We start from the raw sequence: 17520 nt of genomic DNA, 5'->3' as shown, positions 1-17520 counted from the left end.
TTCTGCGGCGTCACGGGCACGGCGGCCCCCTCTTCCTCGTGAAGGAGACGCGCATGCCCGACCCCATGTCCACCAAGGTCTACCTCGCGGATACCCGCTCCGGAGCCGCGGCGCTCACCCTCTTCCTGGTACCCGAACCGCGCGTGCGCGGCGGCGCCATGCTGCACCTGCTGGAACAGACCCCGCTGCTGGGCGATCGACTGCCCCGCAGCGATCGCACCCTCGTCGACTGGTTGCAGGTGCACTCGACCCCGGCGGTGCACACCCGTTTCCGGGCCTTCGCACCCGGACGGCACGACCCGCCCCGGGCACGCGCGGTGCTGCACGATCACTTCATCGCCGATCCGGCCCCGATGGGCCTGGACCTCGACGACCAGGCCGAGATGGCCAGGCTCGCGCTGCTGCCCGAACACGCCCTGGGCGCGCGGCGCATCGACGACTTCCACGATCACGCGGTGCGCGAGGCCATGCTCGCGGTCTACCTGCACTTCGGGGTGGATCGATGCATACCGCTCATGTACCACGGCTTCGCCGCACCGGAGGACGGCTGGTTCGAGGTGCCCGCGGCGGACGCCTGAGGGCGGCTAGTCGATCGGCATGACCGAGAGCAGGGCCCACGGTCTGCGCGGGAAGCTGAACTGAAAGGTCTGCACGTGCATGCGGCGGTCCGAGTCGGACTCGGGATTGCGCATCAGCATGGTGCGCTCGCTCGGCTCACCCGCATCGGTGACATTGCGCCACATGCGATCCCATTCCGGGGTGCGCCGGCACAGGGTGATGATCTCCTCGCGCCGCTCGGGGCGGATCAAGCCCGCGGGCAGGTCGCGGAAGGCCGAAACCATCAGCTGCGCTTCGGCTTCCCAATCGCTCAGGCGCAGCCGCGACATGGGTTCGAGCATGATGGCCGTCAGCAGATTCGCGCCCGGTCCGGTGCCGGGGAACAGCTCGCTGAACGCGGGATTCGTCTCCACCACGTCGTAGGCGCCGTCGTGCAGGCAGGCCGGGTGCGGAAGGCTGTGCAGCAGCGCGAGATCGGCGGGCGGCGGGCGGGAGGGGTCGAACACCTTGGCAGTGTGCGGCACAACTCTTCGTTTCTTCTTCGCGCCGGGTTAAGTCCGATCACAAGACTGGGTGTTGCCGCAGAATTTCTGTCATATTGAAGATCCTGTTTGGTTTGTTCTGTAGTGGGTATCGGGGGGTGGTTCGGCGATGACGACCACGCGAATCGGTGTGCTGGGTCCCCTGCACATCAGCATCGACGGCAGGCGGGTGCCGCCGGGGGCGCCCATGCAGTGCGCGGTGCTGGGCAGGCTGGTGGCGGCCGGTGGGCGGGTGGTGCCCACCGATCGGCTGATCGACGATCTGTGGAGCGGTGATCCGCCGACCAAAGCCGTTGCCGCGCTCCAGGTTTACATCCACAATCTGCGCCGCGTGTTCGAGCCCGACCGGCCGCGGCGGGCGCGCTCGCGCGTCATCGTCTCCGAATCACACGGCTACGCGCTCAATCTCGAGCCCGACCAGGTCGACTCGTGGCACTTCGAACAGCTGCTGCACGGGCACGAATCGGCCATGCGCGATCCCGCCGGGCGGCCCGAACCGCTCGAACAGATCCGGGTGCTGGACGCCGCGCTGGCCTGCTGGCACGGGAACGCCTTCGAATCCTTCGCCGGAACCGCGTGGGCGGCACAGGAAATCGCCAGGCTGGCCGCGCTGCGGCTGACCGCCGCCGAACTGCGCGCACAGGCGGCGCTGGAACTGAACAGGCCCGCCGAAGTGGTGCTGGCACTGCGGCCCGTCTTCGAGGAGCACCCCGGGCGCGAGGAATGCGCCCGGCTGCTGGCGCTGGCGCAGTACCGGCTGGGGCAGTCGCTGGACGCGCTGGCCACGGTGCGGCGCAGTCGCGAATTCCTGACCCTGGAATTCGGGGTGGATCCCGGGCCCGGGCTGCGGGATCTGGAGACCGCCATTCTCACGCATTCGGTCGAGGCCGAACCCTCGAGCGCGGCGGTCATGGCGCGCGTGCCCGACGCCGCCGCGGGGCCGGAACCGGTGCCGGACAGCGGATACGGGGAACAGCGGGCCGCGGTGCTGGCCGCGGCGAGCGCGGCGGCCGCGGGAGAGGTCCGCCTGGTGTGGCTGGCCGGTGAGGCGGGGGCGGGCAAGACCACCCTGGCCGCGACCGTGCTCGCGCGCCTGGCCGAACAATCCTGGGCCACCGTCGTCGCCCGCTGCCCCGAGGTCGACGGCGCGCCGCCGGCCTGGGCCTGGTCCGAGGTGCTCACCGGGCTGGACGCCGAGGATCCCGAAACATACACCGCCACCGATGCTTTCACGCTGGCGCGCCGGGTGGTGCGATCCTGCCGGGAACGCACCGCGCACGCGCCGGTCGCCATCGTGCTGGAGGACGTGCACGGGGCCGACGCCGCCACCCTGCAGGTGCTGCGCCAGGTGGTCAACTGGCTGCGCGACCGGCCCATCCTCATCGTGGCCACCCTGCGCGGTACCGAAGCCGGGCCCGGGGTGCGCGATACCGCCGCCGCCCTCGCGCTTTTCACCGCCGGCCGCGTCGAACTCGACGGACTCGATCTGGCCGGCACCCGCCGGGCGGCGCTGGCCGCCGGGCTCACCGCGGTCGACGACCGCACGGTGGCGCTGCTGCGCCGCCGGACCGGGGGCAATCCGCTGTTCGTGCGCGAACTCGCGAAACTCCTGGTGGGCCAGGGTGATACCGACGCGCTGCCGGGGACCGTGCGCGACCTGCTCGGTCGCCGGATCGCCCAGCTGCCCGCCGAGGTCGTGGAATTGCTGCGGCACCTGTCGGTGTGGGGCGAGCACAGCGACGTGCGCACGCTCGCCGCCTCGACCGGCCACTCCGCCGACAGCGTGATCGACCTGATCGCCGGGGCCGAGGCCGCGCGGCTGCTGCGCACCGACCGCAGCGGGCGCGTCACCTTCGACCACGCCCTGGTCCGCGAGACCGTGTACTACGACATTCCGGTGCTGCGCCGCGCCCGCATGCACTGGGCCGCCTTCGACCTGCTGCGGTCGAATCCGGACCTGCCGCGCGGCGGGGAGATCGACGCGCTCGCCCATCACGCGGCCCTGGGCGCGGGTGCGGACACCGCCGAACTGGCCCTGGAGTTCGTACGCGCCGCCGCCCGCCGCTGCGGTGAACGCCGGATGCGCGCCGACGCCGTCCGCCGCTGGCGCTCGGTGCTGGCCCTGCACGAACTCGCCGGACACAATGCGCCCCAGGGCATCCGCCCGGCCTCCGCCGCGCACCAGACCCTCGCGGACTGGCCCGCCCTCACGAGCCGCGAGTCAGGCTCCCACCGCGCGACCTTCACCGACCACCTCACCCTCGCCGAACTCGCCGCCGAGGCCAGTGCCGCCGCGAGCATCGAACGCGCCGCAGCTGCCGAAATAACTTGGGCAGCAGGAGATACGCGCGAGACCGATCCGGCGGGGACCGATGCCCCGAGAGTTACGGGACCTGACGCGCCGCCCGTCGGGGGCGCGGCGGACACCACCGTAGACGGCCCCGCCGGGCATTTCGGCCCGAATCCCAGCGTCGGCACATCCGGCGCCGCGACATCCGAATCGCGAGCCGGTGCACCCGAAAAGCTTGTTGCCCAGCGGGATTCGGATGGGTTCGAGTCTGCTGCGACTTCAGGAGTTGACGCCGAGCCACGATTCGGGGGTATGCGCCCGGGGGGCGGCGATGGGCAGCGCCCGACCGCTACCGGGCCGGGGAATACGGATGTTGCCGGGCCGGGGATCGTCCGGGAGCGCCCGGTTGTTGGCGACGGCGAGCCGGGTGACAGCATCTTCGTTCTCGCGGATCGGGTCGCACCCGGTGACGAGGTCCGGGCGGAAGATGAAGTGGCGCGGGCGGATCGGGTCGCGCTGTTGCGGGCGCGGTGCGAACTGGTCATCGCGCTGGCCTATGACGGGCAGCACATCGCGGCGCGGGCGGTGCGGGAGCAGGCCCTGGAACTGGCCGAAAACCTCGGGGACACCGCGCTGCTCGCGCACGCGGCCACCTGCTGGCCGACGCCGCTGATCTGGTCGGTGCACGACTGGCACACGCCCGACCCGCGGATTCGTGGACCCTTGCGCACGGCCATAGCCGACACCGCGCTGCCGGTCGCCACCCGGGTGCGGTTGCAGGTCACCACCGTATTCGAGCTGGCGCTGGAGGATTTCGAGGCCAGCGCGCGCGCCGCGGCGGCCGCAACAGCGCTGGCCGAGCCGGCGGGCGACCCGGAACTGCTCTGCACCGCCATCAACGCCCAGGCGTTCGCTGCCTTCGGCGACGGCGGATTCTTGCGTGCGACAGAGCTGAAACGCCATGCGACACGGCTGCTTCAGGTGTCCACCGCGGCGCGGCTCACCGAATTCCGCGCGCTGGCGCACTATTTGCTCTTCCGCGCGGAACTCGCCGACGCCAACCTGCTCGCGGCGGCCGAACATGCCCGCAGTGCCGGGGAATACGCCTCCGACGGGCAGCTGCGGCATCTGCTCGACGCCCTCGCCCCGTTCGACATGATGCTGGAACTGCTGCGCGGGGACACCGACGAGGTCCACTACCTGCTGGCCGTGGGCTTCGCACCCGCCGAGCGCATCGTCGCGCTCTCGGAGGAGGGCGCGGCCGAACCGTCCCGCGATCCCAACACCCTGCACATCGGCATCGCCATCTCGCTGGCCTGGCTGGCCGACGACATGTCCGACTACGTCGACGAGCTGCGCGACCGCGTCGCGATCAAGCCCGAACTCTTCGTCTCCGGGTACGCGCTGGCGCTGGTGCACGCGGGGCGAGACGCCGAGGCGCGGCGCGTATTGGCCGAAGCGCCCCCGCTGGGCCCGCAATTCTGGTCCACCTTCAGTGCTGTCCGCGCCCGCGCGGCCATCGCCCTCGGCGACCTCGACGCGGCCCGCGTCCACTACGACCAGCTGCTGCCCTACGCGGGCACGATCGCGGGCCTGGAGACCGGCGCGGTCGTCCTGAGCCCGATCGACCTGGTGCTGGCCGACCTCGCGACCGTGCTCGGCGACCCCGACACCGCCGCCACCCACCGCGCCGCCGCCGACGCCCTGGAGAAGCGCCTCCAACTGGACCTGGACGTCCTGGCCGCCCGCGCCTCCGCGGGCCGGGTCCTGGTGCGCCCCAGGGAACTCCGCACCCCCGGCCCGTCCGGGCACGATGCCACGACCCCGCGACCACCCGCCTGACCCGGCCGTTCGTATCGAGGCGGTGACCCAGGACCACCGCCCGACTCGGCGCGCACCGCGCCCCGCCGCCTACCTGGAGGTTGGACCTGGACGTCCTCCTGGCCGGCGCGCCTCGGCGGGCAGGGTTCTGTTGCTGCCCAGGCCACTTCGCGTACCCGGCCTCGCCGGGCGTGATGCCGCGACCCCGGGACCACCCGCCTGACCCGGCCGTTCGTATCGAGGCGGTGACCCAGGACCACCGCCCGACTCGGCGCGCACCGCGCCCCGCCTACCTGGAGGCTGGACCTGGGCATCCTGACCGGCGTGCCTCCGCGGGCCGGGTCCTGGTGCGCCCCAGGGCACTTCGCGCACCCGGCTCCTCCGGGCGTGATGCCGCGACCCCGGGATCATCCTCCTGAGCACGCGGCTCGTAGAGGAGACGTGGAAGCTCCCGGGAATCCCGGCTTTCCTCGGCCGGAATCCCCTCGGCCCGAGGGCGTTCGGCCGAAAGGCCGGGTCGGTGTGACGAAGGGCCGCGCCGGGGCGACGGAATGGGTTCCGTCGGAACTCCTCCGGTACGTCGCGGGCGCGTGCGGGTCCCGGCGTGGGGAAAGCCGCGCACCCGCGACGGAACGGTGTGGCGCATCTTGATTGTGGGGAAACCGTGGAGATCCGGTCGGGTTCCGGGTTGCCGCCGAACCGTGTTAGCGATCGGTGGGGCATCCTCGATAACGAGGGAGCGCCGGGGCGTCGCGGCGGCGGAGAGCGGGAGGTAGTCGGTGACGAAGCAGGACGTGCGGGAGCCGCGGAGCAAGGGGCGGAACGGGGTCGCGGTCGTGGCGGGGGTGCTCGCCGTATTGGTCCTGGTCGGGGTGGGCGGGGCCGCGGGATTCAAGTGGTGGCAGGAGCGGACCGGGGGATTCGCCCTCGCGGGGGAACGGCTGCGGGAGTTCCCGGAGATCGACCGCACGGGGCTGAGCGAGACGCAGGGGCGGATTCTCACCGTGGCCGAGCGTGAATTCGAGGCGCAGAACCCGGGCACCAAATACTCCGAGGGCATCGACGAGGCCTGGTGCGCGGACTTCGTCAGCTGGGTGATGCGCGAATCCGGACGGCCGCTGGCCAATCCGAATTCCGGGTCGTGGCGGATTCCGGGTGTGTACACCCTCGAGGAGTACTACCGGGGGGAGAGCCGATTCGAGGATCTCGGATATCAGCCGCGCATCGGCGACGTCGTCATGTACACCGCCGCCAGCGTGTTCAACCAGCACACCAATATCGTCATCGATGTCGCGGGCGACACGATTACCACGTTGGGCGGCAACGAATTCGACGAAATCACCATCCACCGCTATCGCCCCGCCGACGTTTCGGGACTGGTCGGTTTCGGCAGGTTGTGAACGCGAGGGTTCCACATTCTGGAAATGCCGGGATGCGAGGGTGGGCACCGGCCACCGTTCCGCCTACGATGGTTGCGGCGGTGCCCGGCAGCATCGCCGACCGATCCCTGTCCTGCTGCCCCCTCATCGGCAGGACAGGGGTCCCCGCCCGAGGAAAGTAGCTGGATGACCCCGTCCGAACCGACCTGGATCGATTACGCCGAATTCGGCGAACGTTTCGTAGCGGCGGCGGTAACCGAATCCAGAATCGAAGCGGCCGTATCCGGTATGGCCGGGCGCGGTATGACCATCGGCCCCTTCAGCATCGGCCCCGCCGGACTGGCTCGATTCGTCGCCGAGGGCAGTGTCGGCAAGCCCACCATCATTCGCCGCGGCCCGCACGTGCACTTCGATGTCGCCCTGCCGGTCAAGCTCCGCGTGGACGTCACCCTGGGCGGACAGCGCCTGGGTCTGGAAGCGATCGTCGACATCGACCTGAAGCTGCACGCGCGCACCGCCGAACCGCTGCTGATCGTCATCGACATCCCGCCGGTGACCAATCGCGACGTGAGTTTCGTCATGCGCGCCCAGGCCATCGGCAGCGCGTGGGAGCTGCTGCTGGACCCCATCGCCAAATTGGTGCAGCGCGAGGTCGCCAACCGCATCAACGCCATTCTCGCGGACCCGGATGCCCGGCGCGGGCGCACCTTCGACGTGGAAGCCATTCTGGACGGGAAGAAATCGGGCTATCGCGGGCCGGTGGATCACCGCTGGATCGGCTACGACGAATTCGGGCACCGCTTCTTCGAACGCGTGGTGACCGCCGACCGGGTGCGCGAGGCCGTGGAATCCATGGCGGGCAAGCCCATCGAGGTGGGCCCGCTCAAGACCGGTCCGGGCAAGAAGGCCCAGGTCTCGGTGCAGGGACAGGTGCGACTGCCGCGCGTGGTCGGCGCGGGTGAACAGCCCGAGCGGCCCGAGCCCGAACCCCAACCCCGCATCGCCGAACTGCCCCCGGTGGCCCCGGCCGCGCCCGCCGCCGCGGTGGCGGACGCGCCGCCCACGGACGCCGGGGACATCGCGCTGGTGGCCTTCGACATGACCATTCCGGTCTCCCTCGACATCACCGTGGACGTGCTCAAATCCAATCGCTACCGGGCGGAGCTGCAGGTCCCGGTGGCCCTGGTCGCGCGCGCGGCCGATCCGCTGCTCATCGTGATCGAGGCCGAGCCGCCGCGAGCCGAGGACATCACCCTGGAATTCGAGGCCGAGGGCCTGCGCGCCGCCACGCTCGGCCGCGTGGCCGGCATCCGCAAGCAGGTCGTCGCCCAGGTGGCGGCGGTCGTGCGCAAGGAAGTCGCCGATCCGTCGCGGCGCACCATCGATGTCGCCGCCCGGCTGAACGGCACGCGCGTCTGACACGGTCGTGTCCGTTCCGACCGTCGTGAAACTATTGGGACTCATGATGCTCGTGTGTCCTGTGCGCCTGGCGATCCCCTTGTGATTATGGTGAAATGAGGGCACGTTCAGGGCTCCCGGCGCGCAGATGACCGCAGGTCATCGGGGAAGGTGCGCCGGGTCCGCCGCCCGCTAGTCAAGCTCCACCGGATCGTGTTCGACCGGCATGTGAAAGACCTGGCGAGTGTGCGAAGGAGTCCCTGCATGCGTTCCGTCTCGATGAATCGCCGTTCCCTTTTCGCCGGTGCCGCGGCGTTGGCCGCCGGACTCTCGGCGGGATTCGCGATACCCGCGCCCGCCGCCGCGCGCCGGCAGGAGATCGGCACCCTGCTCGACTACGCGGGCGGGGTGCCCGCCGCGCACGCCATCGGCGCGGCCGGGCACATGGGCGTCATCCGCTACGTGTCGGACCGGCGGCCCGGCGCGGAATGGATGGCGGGCAAACCGCTGCTGGCGGGCGAGGTCGACGCGCTCGCGGCCGCCGGACTCTCCGTGGTGTCCTGCTACCAATTCGGCAAGGGCCCCACCGCCGACTGGCGCGGGGGCTACGAGGCGGGCGTCGAGCACGCCACCCGCGGGCTACTGCTGCACAAGGCCGCGGGCGGCCCCGACACCGCGCCCATCTACGCCTCGATCGACGACAACCCCGACGACGAGGAATTCGAAACCCAGATCGAGCCGTATCTGCGCGGCTGGGAGACCGTCATCGGGCACGAGCGCACCGGCGTCTACGCCAACTCCCCGACCATCGACAACATCCTCGGCGCGGGCCTGTGTTCGCTGTTCTGGCAACACAATTGGGGCACACCGCGGGGCTACGTGCACCCCGAGGCGCACCTGCACCAGTTCGAGATCGACAAGCGCGCGGTCGACGGCATCGGGGTGGACGTGAACTCTGTCCTGCACCAGTCCTACGGGCAGTGGTGGTAATTCCGCCGCTTCGGATTCTCGGGTGCCGCCGCAGTGGTCGGTAACGCCGCGGGTCAGGTCTGGCAGTGGCAGGTGGGGTCGGCGCGCAGGTCGGGTTCGTCGGCGACCACGCGCAGGGTCGGTCGGGGGTCGTGCTCGTCGCGGCTCTCGCCGAACGCCTGGCGGTCGCCCAGCCACGAGAACATCGACCAGCGGGACAGACCGGAGAAGGCGGATCCGAGACTGCCGAACGAGCCCGTCGAAATGATCGAGCCGAACGAGCCCGCGGATCCGATCGACAGCACCGATCCGACGCTGCCGATGGAGAGCACCGAATAGGCCGATCCGATCGACAGGATCGAGCCTTCGGAGCGGATGGACAGGATGGAGCGGCGCGAATGCAGTCCCCGCGCGCGGGATTTCACAGCGGCCATAGATAGCGGTCTACCACAGAATCGCCGCCCGGAACGCGTTTCGCCCCCGTATCGGGCCGCTCGTGGCGGGCCGGGACGGGGGCGAAAGAGTCTGGCTGTCGGCCGATCCCGATGCCGAGCGGGTCGAATGACCCGGCGGATCGAGCCGGCCGGACCGGCCTACGCGACGGTGAAGAACCCGACGGTCGGCAGGAAGGAGCAGGTGATGGGCTGCGACTCGGCGTCGGCCTGGGTGGTCAGCGAACCCGAGACCACGGCGACGACGCGGCCGGAGCCGGTGTTCGCGATGGCGGACAGGGTGGCCGGGCCATCCGGGTTGATCTTGGCCTCATCGGTCAGGTTCTGGACGCCGCTCTGGCGGGTGTCCAGGTTGATCCACTGCACGGTCATCGGCGGCGTCTGGATCTCGGTGGGCTTCTTGGTGCCCAGCGCGGTGAAGACGAAGCCGGTCTGGCCGTTCGCCGGTCCCGGCGGGGGCAGCGTGGCGGGTCCCGCCACGGCGAGCGCGGTGCCGACGGAGTCGCCGCTGGCGCTGATGCAGCCCTTGCCGAGGGTGGGCCACAGGAACTGGGAGATGACGGGACCGTCCTGCGGAATGTCGACGCCGCCGCCGCCACTGCCGTCCAGGAAGGTGATGATGCGTTCCAGCGTCGACTTGATCTGCGGGGGCAGATTCAGCGTCGCCAGGATTGCCCGGGCCTGCGCCAGAATGGCGGCCTGGGGGCCCGGTGCGGCGATATCGGCCGGTCCCGCTGCCGCGCCGATAATGGCGGGCACCAGGGAGGCCAGCGCCTCGACCGGCACGCCTTCCGGGATCATGGGGACAAACGCGGTGGTTTGCGGGGCAGGAGCCGGTGCGGCGGAAGCGGTCGGCACGACAATAGTGGCGCAGGCCGCAAGGGCCAGCGCGGACATTGTGAACCGCGATCCTCGGGTGCGAAGCACTGGTGTAGCCGTCCTTACCTCGGGGTACATCAAGCAGCGATGCAGCGATATGGACATCGCTCCGCGCCACTCTAGGTACCTGGTCGCCCTGTTGTACAGCCAAGGTGTGATCTTGCTGTCCGCGATTGCTTCACGCTATCGAACACTCGACCAGATTGTGTGTTACCAGAGTGTCCGATGATACGAATGTTACAGCAGTGAGTCCGAGTTTCCCGGCTGTTTCCCCCGTACGACTATTCTGTCGGGGCCGAACGCCCGCCGGGATTCTCCGGCGCCCCCGCCGCCCGAACGGAAAGTCCGCGCCGTGAATCGACCTGTCCGACTGGCTGCCGCGGCCCTCGGTATTTCGGTACTGGCCCGCCTGGCCTGGGTTCTACTCCTGCCCAACGGCATGAATTTCGTGGATCTCCATGTGTACGTGGACGGTTCGGCCGCGCTGGGGTCGGGTCACCTCTACGAGTTCACCGATAACAGTCGCACACCGGACTTCGCGCTGCCGTTCACCTATCCGCCGTTCGCGGCGCTGGTTTTCTATCCGCTGCACCTGTTCCCGTTCACGTTCGTCGCAATTGTCTGGCTACTGGCGACCATGGCGGCGCTTTTCGGCGTGGTGTGGTTCGCGCTGGAATTCCTGGTCGGCAAAACCGCTCTGCGCGAACCACATTGGCTGACCATCGCGCTGGCGTGGACGGCTATCGGTATCTGGCTCGAACCGATGCGCATGACCCTGGACTACGGCCAGGTGAACGTCTTCCTGGTGTTGCTCGCGCTGCTCGCGGTGCGCAGTACGAAGTGGTGGATTTCGGGCACGCTCGTCGGCGTGGCGGCCGGGGTGAAACTGACGCCCGCGATCACCGGGGTGTACTTCGCGGCGAGTCGGCGCTGGCTCGCCGCGGTGTGGTCGGGTGTCGTCTTCTTCGGCACCATCGGCCTGACCTACGCGATCAGCCCGGACGAGACCCGTACCTATTTCGGCGAGTTGCTCGGCGACGCGTCGCGGATCGGCCCGGTCGGCTCGGCGTCGAATCAATCCCTGCGCGGGGCGTTGAGCCGGCTGCTCGGCCACGACGTGGTGAGCGGCCCGGTCTGGCTGGCCGCGGTGCTGGCGGCGGCGGTGCTCGCGGTGCTGGCGTGGCGCGCGCTGGCGGCGGACGACGTGCTGGGCCGGCTGCTGATCGTGCAGCTGTACGGGTTGCTGGTGTCGCCGATCTCCTGGTCGCACCACTGGATCTGGTTGATCCCGGTGATGCTGTGGCTGGTCTACGGGCCGCTGCGGGCGGCGGCGGGCGCGCGGGTGCTCGCCGGATTCTGGCTGCTCGTCACCGCGGTCGGGGTGCCGTGGGTGCTGTTGAACTTCCAGACGTCCATCTGGACGATCTCCCGGCCGGGCCCGATGGCGTGGCTGGGCACCGTCTACGCGGCGGGCGCGCTGGCGTTCTATCTGTGGGTGATCCGGGCGGGCCGGGCTAGCTCTGCGCTTGCAGCCGATCTATCTCGTGAGCCAGCGCCACATCCAGCCGGGTGAGTCCGGCGGCGTCGTGGGTGGATAGCGTGAAAGTCACCCGGCGCCATCGGATATCGATGTCGGGGTGGTGATTGGCGGCTTCGGCGGCCACCGCCACGCGGCGGACCAGTTCGATCCCGGCCAGGAAGGACGCGGCCGAGACGGTGCGGGCGATGCTGTCGCCGGTGCGGGTCCACTCCGGCAGTTCCGCGAGGGCCCGGGCGATGTCCTGTTCGGAGAGCGGTTGGGGGGTCATGCTTCCGGTGTACCCCGCACTCAGGCGGCGCGGGCGGCTTTGAGCCCCTTCTTGAGCTCCTTGCCGTGGCAGCCCGCGGCCTCGAGCTTCTTCATTCGCATGATGACCACGGGGCACTTCAAGCACCGCGTCTTCTTGCGGCAGCACTTCTTCTTGGGCTTCAGACTGGAAACGTCTTTAGCCTTCACCTTGCCCATGTTGGTTAGCTTAACCTAACTCGGGTGCGTTAAACCTGTGACTTAGGCCGGACGGTAGTGTGTAGCTCGCCGCATGCCCGGTGGAATCTCTCTTCTTCCCCAAGCATGACCCGCCGGGTCGGGCCAACCCCTTTTCACCAGGAGGAATCTAACGTGTCGTCTGTCGAGTTCCGTAACGTCGCCATCGTGGCGCACGTCGACCACGGCAAGACAACACTGGTCGATGCCATGCTGCGGCAGTCCGGCGCATTCGCCGAGCGTGCCGAGATGGTCGACCGGGTGATGGACTCCGGGGATCTGGAGCGCGAGAAGGGCATCACCATTCTCGCAAAGAACACCGCGGTCCATCGGCACAATGCCGATGGTTCGGTCACCGTCATCAACGTGATCGACACCCCGGGCCACGCCGACTTCGGTGGCGAGGTCGAGCGCGGCCTGTCCATGGTCGACGGTGTCGTGCTGCTGGTCGACGCGTCCGAGGGCCCGCTGCCCCAGACCCGCTTCGTGCTGCGCAAGGCGCTGTCCGCCTCGCTGCCGGTGATCCTGGTGGTCAACAAGACCGACCGTCCCGACGCGCGCATCGAAGAGGTCGTCGAGGAGTCGCACGACCTGCTGCTGGACCTGGCCTCCGATCTGGACGACGAAGCGTCCGAGGCCGCCGAGCTCGCCCTGGACCTGCCGGTGCTGTACGCCTCCGGCCGTGAGGGCAAGGCCAGCACCGTGCGCCCGGAGAACGGCGAAGCCCCCGGCGCGGAGAACCTCGACGAGCTGTTCGAGGTCCTGATGAAGTACGTGCCCGCCCCGAAGGGCGACAAGTCCGCCCCGTTGCAGGCGCACGTCACCAACCTCGACGCCTCCCCGTTCCTCGGCCGTATCGGCCTGGTGCGCATCCACAACGGCACCCTGCGCAAGGGCCAGAACGTCGCGTGGATGACCCCGGACGGCACCAAGAACGTCAAGATCACCGAGCTGCTGCAGACCATCGGCGTCGAGCGCAAGCCGGGCGAGGAGGCCATCGCCGGTGACATCGTCGCCGTCGCGGGCATCCCGGAGATCATGATCGGCGACACGCTCGCCGACGTGGAGAACCCGGTTGCCCTGCCGCGCATCACCGTTGATCAGCCCGCCATCTCGGTGACCATCGGCACCAACACCTCGCCGCTGGTCGGCCGCGTGTCGGGCCACAAGCTGACCGCGCGCATGGTCAAGGACCGCCTGGACAAGGAACTCATCGGCAACGTGTCGCTGCGCGTGCTCGACATCGGCCGCCCGGACGCCTGGGAGGTGCAGGGTCGTGGTGAGCTCGCGCTCGCCATCCTGGTCGAGCAGATGCGCCGCGAGGGCTTCGAGCTGACCGTCGGCAAGCCGCAGGTCGTCACCCAGAACGTCGACGGCAAGGTGCACGAGCCCTACGAGGAGCTCACCATCGACTGCCCCGACGAGTACCTGGGCGCGGTCACCCAGCTGCTGGCTGCCCGCAAGGGCAAGATGGTCCAGATGAGCAACCACTCCGCCGGGTGGGTGCGCATGGAGTTCATCGTCCCCTCGCGCGGTCTGATCGGTTTCCGCACCGACTTCCTCACCGAGACCCGCGGCACCGGCATCGCCAACGCCATCTTCGACGGCTACGCGCCGTGGGCCGGCGAGATCCGCGCCCGCCACACCGGTTCGCTGGTGTCGGACCGCGCCGGTTCGGTCACCCCGTTCGCCATGATCCAGCTGTCCGATCGCGGCCAGTTCTTCGTGGAGCCGGGCGCCGACACCTACGAGGGCCACGTCGTCGGCATCAACCCGCGTGCCGAGGATCTGGACATCAACGTCACCCGTGAGAAGAAGCTGACCAACATGCGGTCCGCCACGGCCGACGTGTTCGAGACCCTGGCCAAGCCGCTGCAGCTGGATCTGGAAGCGGCCATGGAGTTCTGCACCGACGACGAGTGTGTCGAGGTCACCCCCGAGGTCGTGCGCGTGCGCAAGCTGATCCTGGGCGCGACCGAGCGCGGCCGTGAACTCTCGCGCAAGAAGGCACGCGACCGCGCCGCGCAGTAGTTTTTGGCCTCCGCTTCGCTCCGGCGGGTTCGCGGCCCCTGAAGTCTCGTTCTTCCCTCCCTCCGCTCCTCCGCTTCGCTCCCCCGCTCCACTCAGTCCAGAACGAGACGGGCCGCGAACTTGGGGCGGAGGGAGTTGTTTGTTTGTGCCACGCTGCGGGGCGGGGCCTTCGCTGTGCGGGGCGAGGCCCACGCTGCGCGAGCGAGGCCCACGCTGCGGGAGCGAGGCCCACGCTGCGGGAGCGAGGCCCACGCTGCGGGAGCGAGGCCCACGCTGCGGGAGCGAGGCCCACGCTGCGGAAGCTAGGCCCACGCTGCGGGAGGCGGGACCTTCGCTGTGTGGGGGCGAGGCCTTTGCTGTGGGGCTAGGTCTTTCGTGGGATTTGTTTGTCCAGGGGCCTTTTTGAGGCGGGGGTGTCTCGCTGATTTCCGGCAATCGTTGGTGACCGGGTGCGGAAAGGGCGTTCAAGTAGAGTGCCGAACGTGAAGAGTGGGGCCCCTCGCAGGCGCGGGAAATGGCGCGTGGCGCTGGCCGCGGTGGCGACCGTGCTGACGGTCGCGACCGGCTGTACCGCCAATCCGCCGCCGCCCATCGAGAGCACGGACAGTCCGAAGACGACACCGGCCAAGCCGGGCAAGAATTCGGTCGTGGTGGCGGTGGACGACATCGGCATCGGGTTCAATCCGCATTTGCGGGCGCAGCAGTCGCCGGCGGCCGCGGCGGTGTCGTCGATGGTGCTGCCGAGCCCATTCCGGCCCGCGCCGACGCCCGGAATCCCCGGCGGTTCGGATTGGGTGCTCGACCCCTCGCTGATGGTTTCCGCGGAGGTGTCCGCGGTGGAGCCGTTCACCATTACCTATCAGATTCGCAACGAGGCGTCCTGGTCCGACGGCGCGCCCATCGCGGCCGAGGATTTCCGCTACCTCTGGCAGCAGATGATCACCCAGCCGGGCGTGGTGGATCCCGCGGGCTACCGGCTGATCTCCGATGTCAGCTCGTCCTCGGGCGGTAAGACCGTCACGGTCACCATGACCCAGGAGTACCCGGCCTGGCGGCAGCTGTTCACCGATCTGCTGCCGCAGCACCTGGTGAAGGACTCGGGCTTCGAACAGGGCCTGGTCGACACCATCCGGATCTCCGGCGCGCAGTTCCGAATCAAGCTGGTCGATCGCGGCCGCGAGGAGATCCTGCTCGAGCGCAACGACCGGTACTGGGGCAAACCCGCTGTGCCGGACGAGATTCTGCTGCGGCGCGGTGGAACTCCGGCGCAGGTGGCCGAGTCGCTGCGCGTCGGCGACGCGCAGATGGCGCTCGTGCACGGCGGCGTCGCGCTGCAGGCGCAGCTGGCCGCGATTCCCTCGGTGCGCACGGCCATCATGGCGCAGTCCCGCGAGATGCAGCTCGTATTGAACGGGCGCAGTGGCGATCTCGGCGATGTGCGGGTCCGCCGGGCGGTGCTGTCGCTGCTGGATCCGGTGCTGCTGGCGACGGTGGGCGCGCAGACCGGCAGCTGGGTGGAACCGGCCCGGGCGCAGGTGCTCACCCCCTCGGATCCGGGATACGCCCCGACCACGCCGCCGCGAATCAGCGCCGAGGAGGCGTTCACGCTGCTGGCCGAGGCCGGATTCGGCCGCGCCCCCGAGGCTCCGGCCGCGCTGTCGCCGACTTCGCCCGCGCCGCAACCGCGTCCGATCGCGAAGAACGGCAAGACGCTGACCATCCGGATCGGCGCGGTCGAGGGCGACGACTACACGCTGTCGGTGGCCAATACCGCCGCAGATCAATTGCGCAGTGCCGGAATCGATGTCATGGTGCGCAGCATCGCGGCCGCCGAGCTGTACGGCAAGGACGTGACCGAGGCCGGGGTGGACGCCATCGTGGGCTGGGAGCGGGCCGGTTCGGATCCGGCGACGGTGCTGGCCTCGCGCTACGGCTGCGCGCCGACCGCTGCCGCCGACTCCGGCGGCGACGGCGACTCGGACGTGGTGCAGGCCGCGAAGAAAGCGCCCTCGAACCTGTCCGGCGTCTGCGACCCCACGCTGCAGCCCGCGATCGCGACCGCGCTGCGCGGCATCGACACCGGCAAGATCATCGCCGAGGCCGAACCCAAGCTCTGGGACCTGTGGACGGTGCTGCCGATCGTGCAGGACACCCAGGTCGCGGCGGCGGGTCCGCGGGTCGACGGCGCGTCGCTGAGCGGGGCCATCCAGGTCGGCGTCTTCGCCGACGCGGCGAATTGGCGGCGGCTGCCGTGAGCGCGGCGGGCGGAACCGGGGGCCTGCTGCTGGTGCACGCGCACCCGGACGACGAGACCATCACCACCGGCGGCACCATCGCGCACTATCGGCGGCTCGGTATCCCGGTGACCGTGGTGACCTGCACGCTCGGCGAGGAAGGCGAGGTCATCGGACAGCGGTGGGCCCACCTGGTGGCCGGCGAGGCCGATCAGCTGGGCGGCTACCGCATCCTCGAATTGACCACGGCCCTGGCCGAATTGGGGGCCGCGCCGCCGCGATTCCTGGGCGGCGCCGGCCGCTGGCGGGATTCGGGGATGGCGGGCACCCCGGCCGCGCGCAATCCACGCGCGTTCGTGAACTCGGGGGAGCGGGCGGTGCACGAGCTGACCCGGATCCTGCTGGAGCTGCGCCCGCGCGTGGTGGTCGGTTACGACCCGCGCGGCGGATACGGGCACCCGGATCACATTCGCGCGCACGAGATCACCACGGCGGCGGTGCGATCCGCGGCCGAGCAGGGCTGGGACACCCCCAAGACGTACTGGACCGTCACCGACGGCGCGGTGCTGGCCATGCACACCGAAGCGCTCAAGCGGCGGACCGTCGATCAGCTGCCCGGCGCGCTGCCGCGGGGCTGGCGACTGCCGCACGACGGTGAATTGGCTTGTGTGCCACACGAATCGGTCACCACCGTGGTGGACGTGGCCGACGCGCTGCCCGCCAAGCGGGCCGCGTTGCGCGCGCACGCCACCCAGGTGACCCTCGCGCCGTCCGGTCGCGAGTTCGCGCTGTCGAACGACATCGCGCAGCCGGTGCTGCCGGAGGAGCACTACGTGCTGGTGCGGGGCGAGCGCGGCACGGCCGGGGCGGACGGTCTCGAACACGACCTGTTCGCGGGATTGGCGGACACTCCGGGGCCCGCCGCGGCGGAGATGAGACACTGA

Annotated in this window: 14 protein-coding genes; 9 read left to right on the top strand and 5 right to left on the bottom strand. The window is 69.9% G+C overall.

The annotated features are described in order from the left end of the window. The first annotated feature begins 53 nt into the window (after window positions 1–53). On the top strand, window positions 54–578 hold the full coding sequence (locus ACFVBH_RS15460; protein WP_354989238.1) for a hypothetical protein: 525 nt from the start codon (window positions 54–56) through the stop codon (window positions 576–578). 6 nt (window positions 579–584) lie between these two features. Here ACFVBH_RS15460 and ACFVBH_RS15455 read toward each other — a convergent pair whose 3' ends face one another. After that, the gene (locus tag ACFVBH_RS15455; RefSeq protein WP_354989239.1) at window positions 585–1064 is read right to left on the bottom strand and encodes a hypothetical protein; all 480 of its coding nucleotides are present in this window, start codon (window positions 1062–1064) and stop codon (window positions 585–587) included. Between the two features lie 145 nt (window positions 1065–1209). Here ACFVBH_RS15455 and ACFVBH_RS15450 point away from each other — a divergent pair, with 145 nt between their 5' ends. The 4 genes from ACFVBH_RS15450 to ACFVBH_RS15435 all read left to right on the top strand — a co-directional run bounded on the left by ACFVBH_RS15450 (window position 1210) and on the right by ACFVBH_RS15435 (window position 8978). Further along, entirely contained in the window at window positions 1210–5232 is a 4023-nt protein-coding gene (locus ACFVBH_RS15450; protein ID WP_379002156.1) for a BTAD domain-containing putative transcriptional regulator, read from the top strand. Window positions 5233–5990: 758 nt separating this feature from the next. After that, a complete protein-coding gene (locus tag ACFVBH_RS15445; protein ID WP_379002155.1) occupies window positions 5991–6611 on the top strand; it encodes a CHAP domain-containing protein in 621 nt (206 codons plus the stop codon). 165 nt (window positions 6612–6776) lie between these two features. Continuing rightward, entirely contained in the window at window positions 6777–8009 is a 1233-nt protein-coding gene (locus tag ACFVBH_RS15440; RefSeq protein ID WP_379002154.1) for a hypothetical protein, read from the top strand. A 243-nt stretch (window positions 8010–8252) separates the two neighbouring features. Then, a complete protein-coding gene (locus tag ACFVBH_RS15435; protein WP_379002153.1) occupies window positions 8253–8978 on the top strand; it encodes a DUF1906 domain-containing protein in 726 nt (241 codons plus the stop codon). A 53-nt stretch (window positions 8979–9031) separates the two neighbouring features. Here the strand turns inward: ACFVBH_RS15435 and ACFVBH_RS15430 are convergent, their stop codons facing one another. Together ACFVBH_RS15430 and ACFVBH_RS15425 are read right to left on the bottom strand one after the other, a co-directional pair. Then, window positions 9032–9391: a hypothetical protein gene (locus ACFVBH_RS15430; RefSeq protein ID WP_354989244.1), complete on the bottom strand. Its 360-nt coding sequence runs from the start codon at window positions 9389–9391 to the stop codon at window positions 9032–9034. Between the two features lie 159 nt (window positions 9392–9550). Continuing rightward, a complete protein-coding gene (locus tag ACFVBH_RS15425; protein WP_354989245.1) occupies window positions 9551–10306 on the bottom strand; it encodes a hypothetical protein in 756 nt (251 codons plus the stop codon). 334 nt (window positions 10307–10640) lie between these two features. Between ACFVBH_RS15425 and ACFVBH_RS15420 the strand changes: the two genes are divergently transcribed. Continuing rightward, window positions 10641–11861 (top strand): mannosyltransferase, encoded by a 1221-nt coding sequence (locus ACFVBH_RS15420; RefSeq protein ID WP_379002152.1) that lies wholly within the window; start codon window positions 10641–10643, stop codon window positions 11859–11861. On the opposite strand, the gene ACFVBH_RS15415 is transcribed toward ACFVBH_RS15420, so the two are convergent. Next, on the bottom strand, window positions 11803–12096 hold the full coding sequence (locus ACFVBH_RS15415) for a 4a-hydroxytetrahydrobiopterin dehydratase (protein WP_354989247.1): 294 nt from the start codon (window positions 12094–12096) through the stop codon (window positions 11803–11805). The two genes, ACFVBH_RS15420 and ACFVBH_RS15415, sit on opposite strands and share 59 nt — an antisense overlap. A gap of 20 nt (window positions 12097–12116) precedes the next feature. Next, window positions 12117–12293, bottom strand: a complete 177-nt coding sequence (locus ACFVBH_RS15410; protein WP_354989248.1) for a hypothetical protein — start codon at window positions 12291–12293, stop codon at window positions 12117–12119. Between the two features lie 153 nt (window positions 12294–12446). Here ACFVBH_RS15410 and typA point away from each other — a divergent pair, with 153 nt between their 5' ends. The 3 genes from typA to mshB all read left to right on the top strand — a co-directional run bounded on the left by typA (window position 12447) and on the right by mshB (window position 17520). Beyond that, complete coding sequence (gene typA, locus ACFVBH_RS15405; RefSeq protein WP_354989249.1) at window positions 12447–14342, top strand: translational GTPase TypA; 1896 nt, start codon at window positions 12447–12449, stop codon at window positions 14340–14342. 473 nt (window positions 14343–14815) lie between these two features. Beyond that, complete coding sequence (locus tag ACFVBH_RS15400; protein ID WP_379002151.1) at window positions 14816–16597, top strand: ABC transporter family substrate-binding protein; 1782 nt, start codon at window positions 14816–14818, stop codon at window positions 16595–16597. Further along, window positions 16594–17520 carry an N-acetyl-1-D-myo-inositol-2-amino-2-deoxy-alpha-D-glucopyranoside deacetylase gene (mshB, locus tag ACFVBH_RS15395; protein WP_379002150.1) on the top strand — a complete coding sequence of 309 codons (927 nt, stop codon included), beginning with the start codon at window positions 16594–16596 and terminating at the stop codon, window positions 17518–17520. The genes ACFVBH_RS15400 and mshB overlap by 4 nt, the downstream gene beginning before the upstream one ends.

This window comes from Nocardia sp. NPDC057668 (assembly GCF_042799795.1).
Lineage (GTDB): Bacteria > Actinomycetota > Actinomycetes > Mycobacteriales > Mycobacteriaceae > Nocardia.
This window is presented reverse-complemented; position numbering and strand designations above follow the sequence as displayed.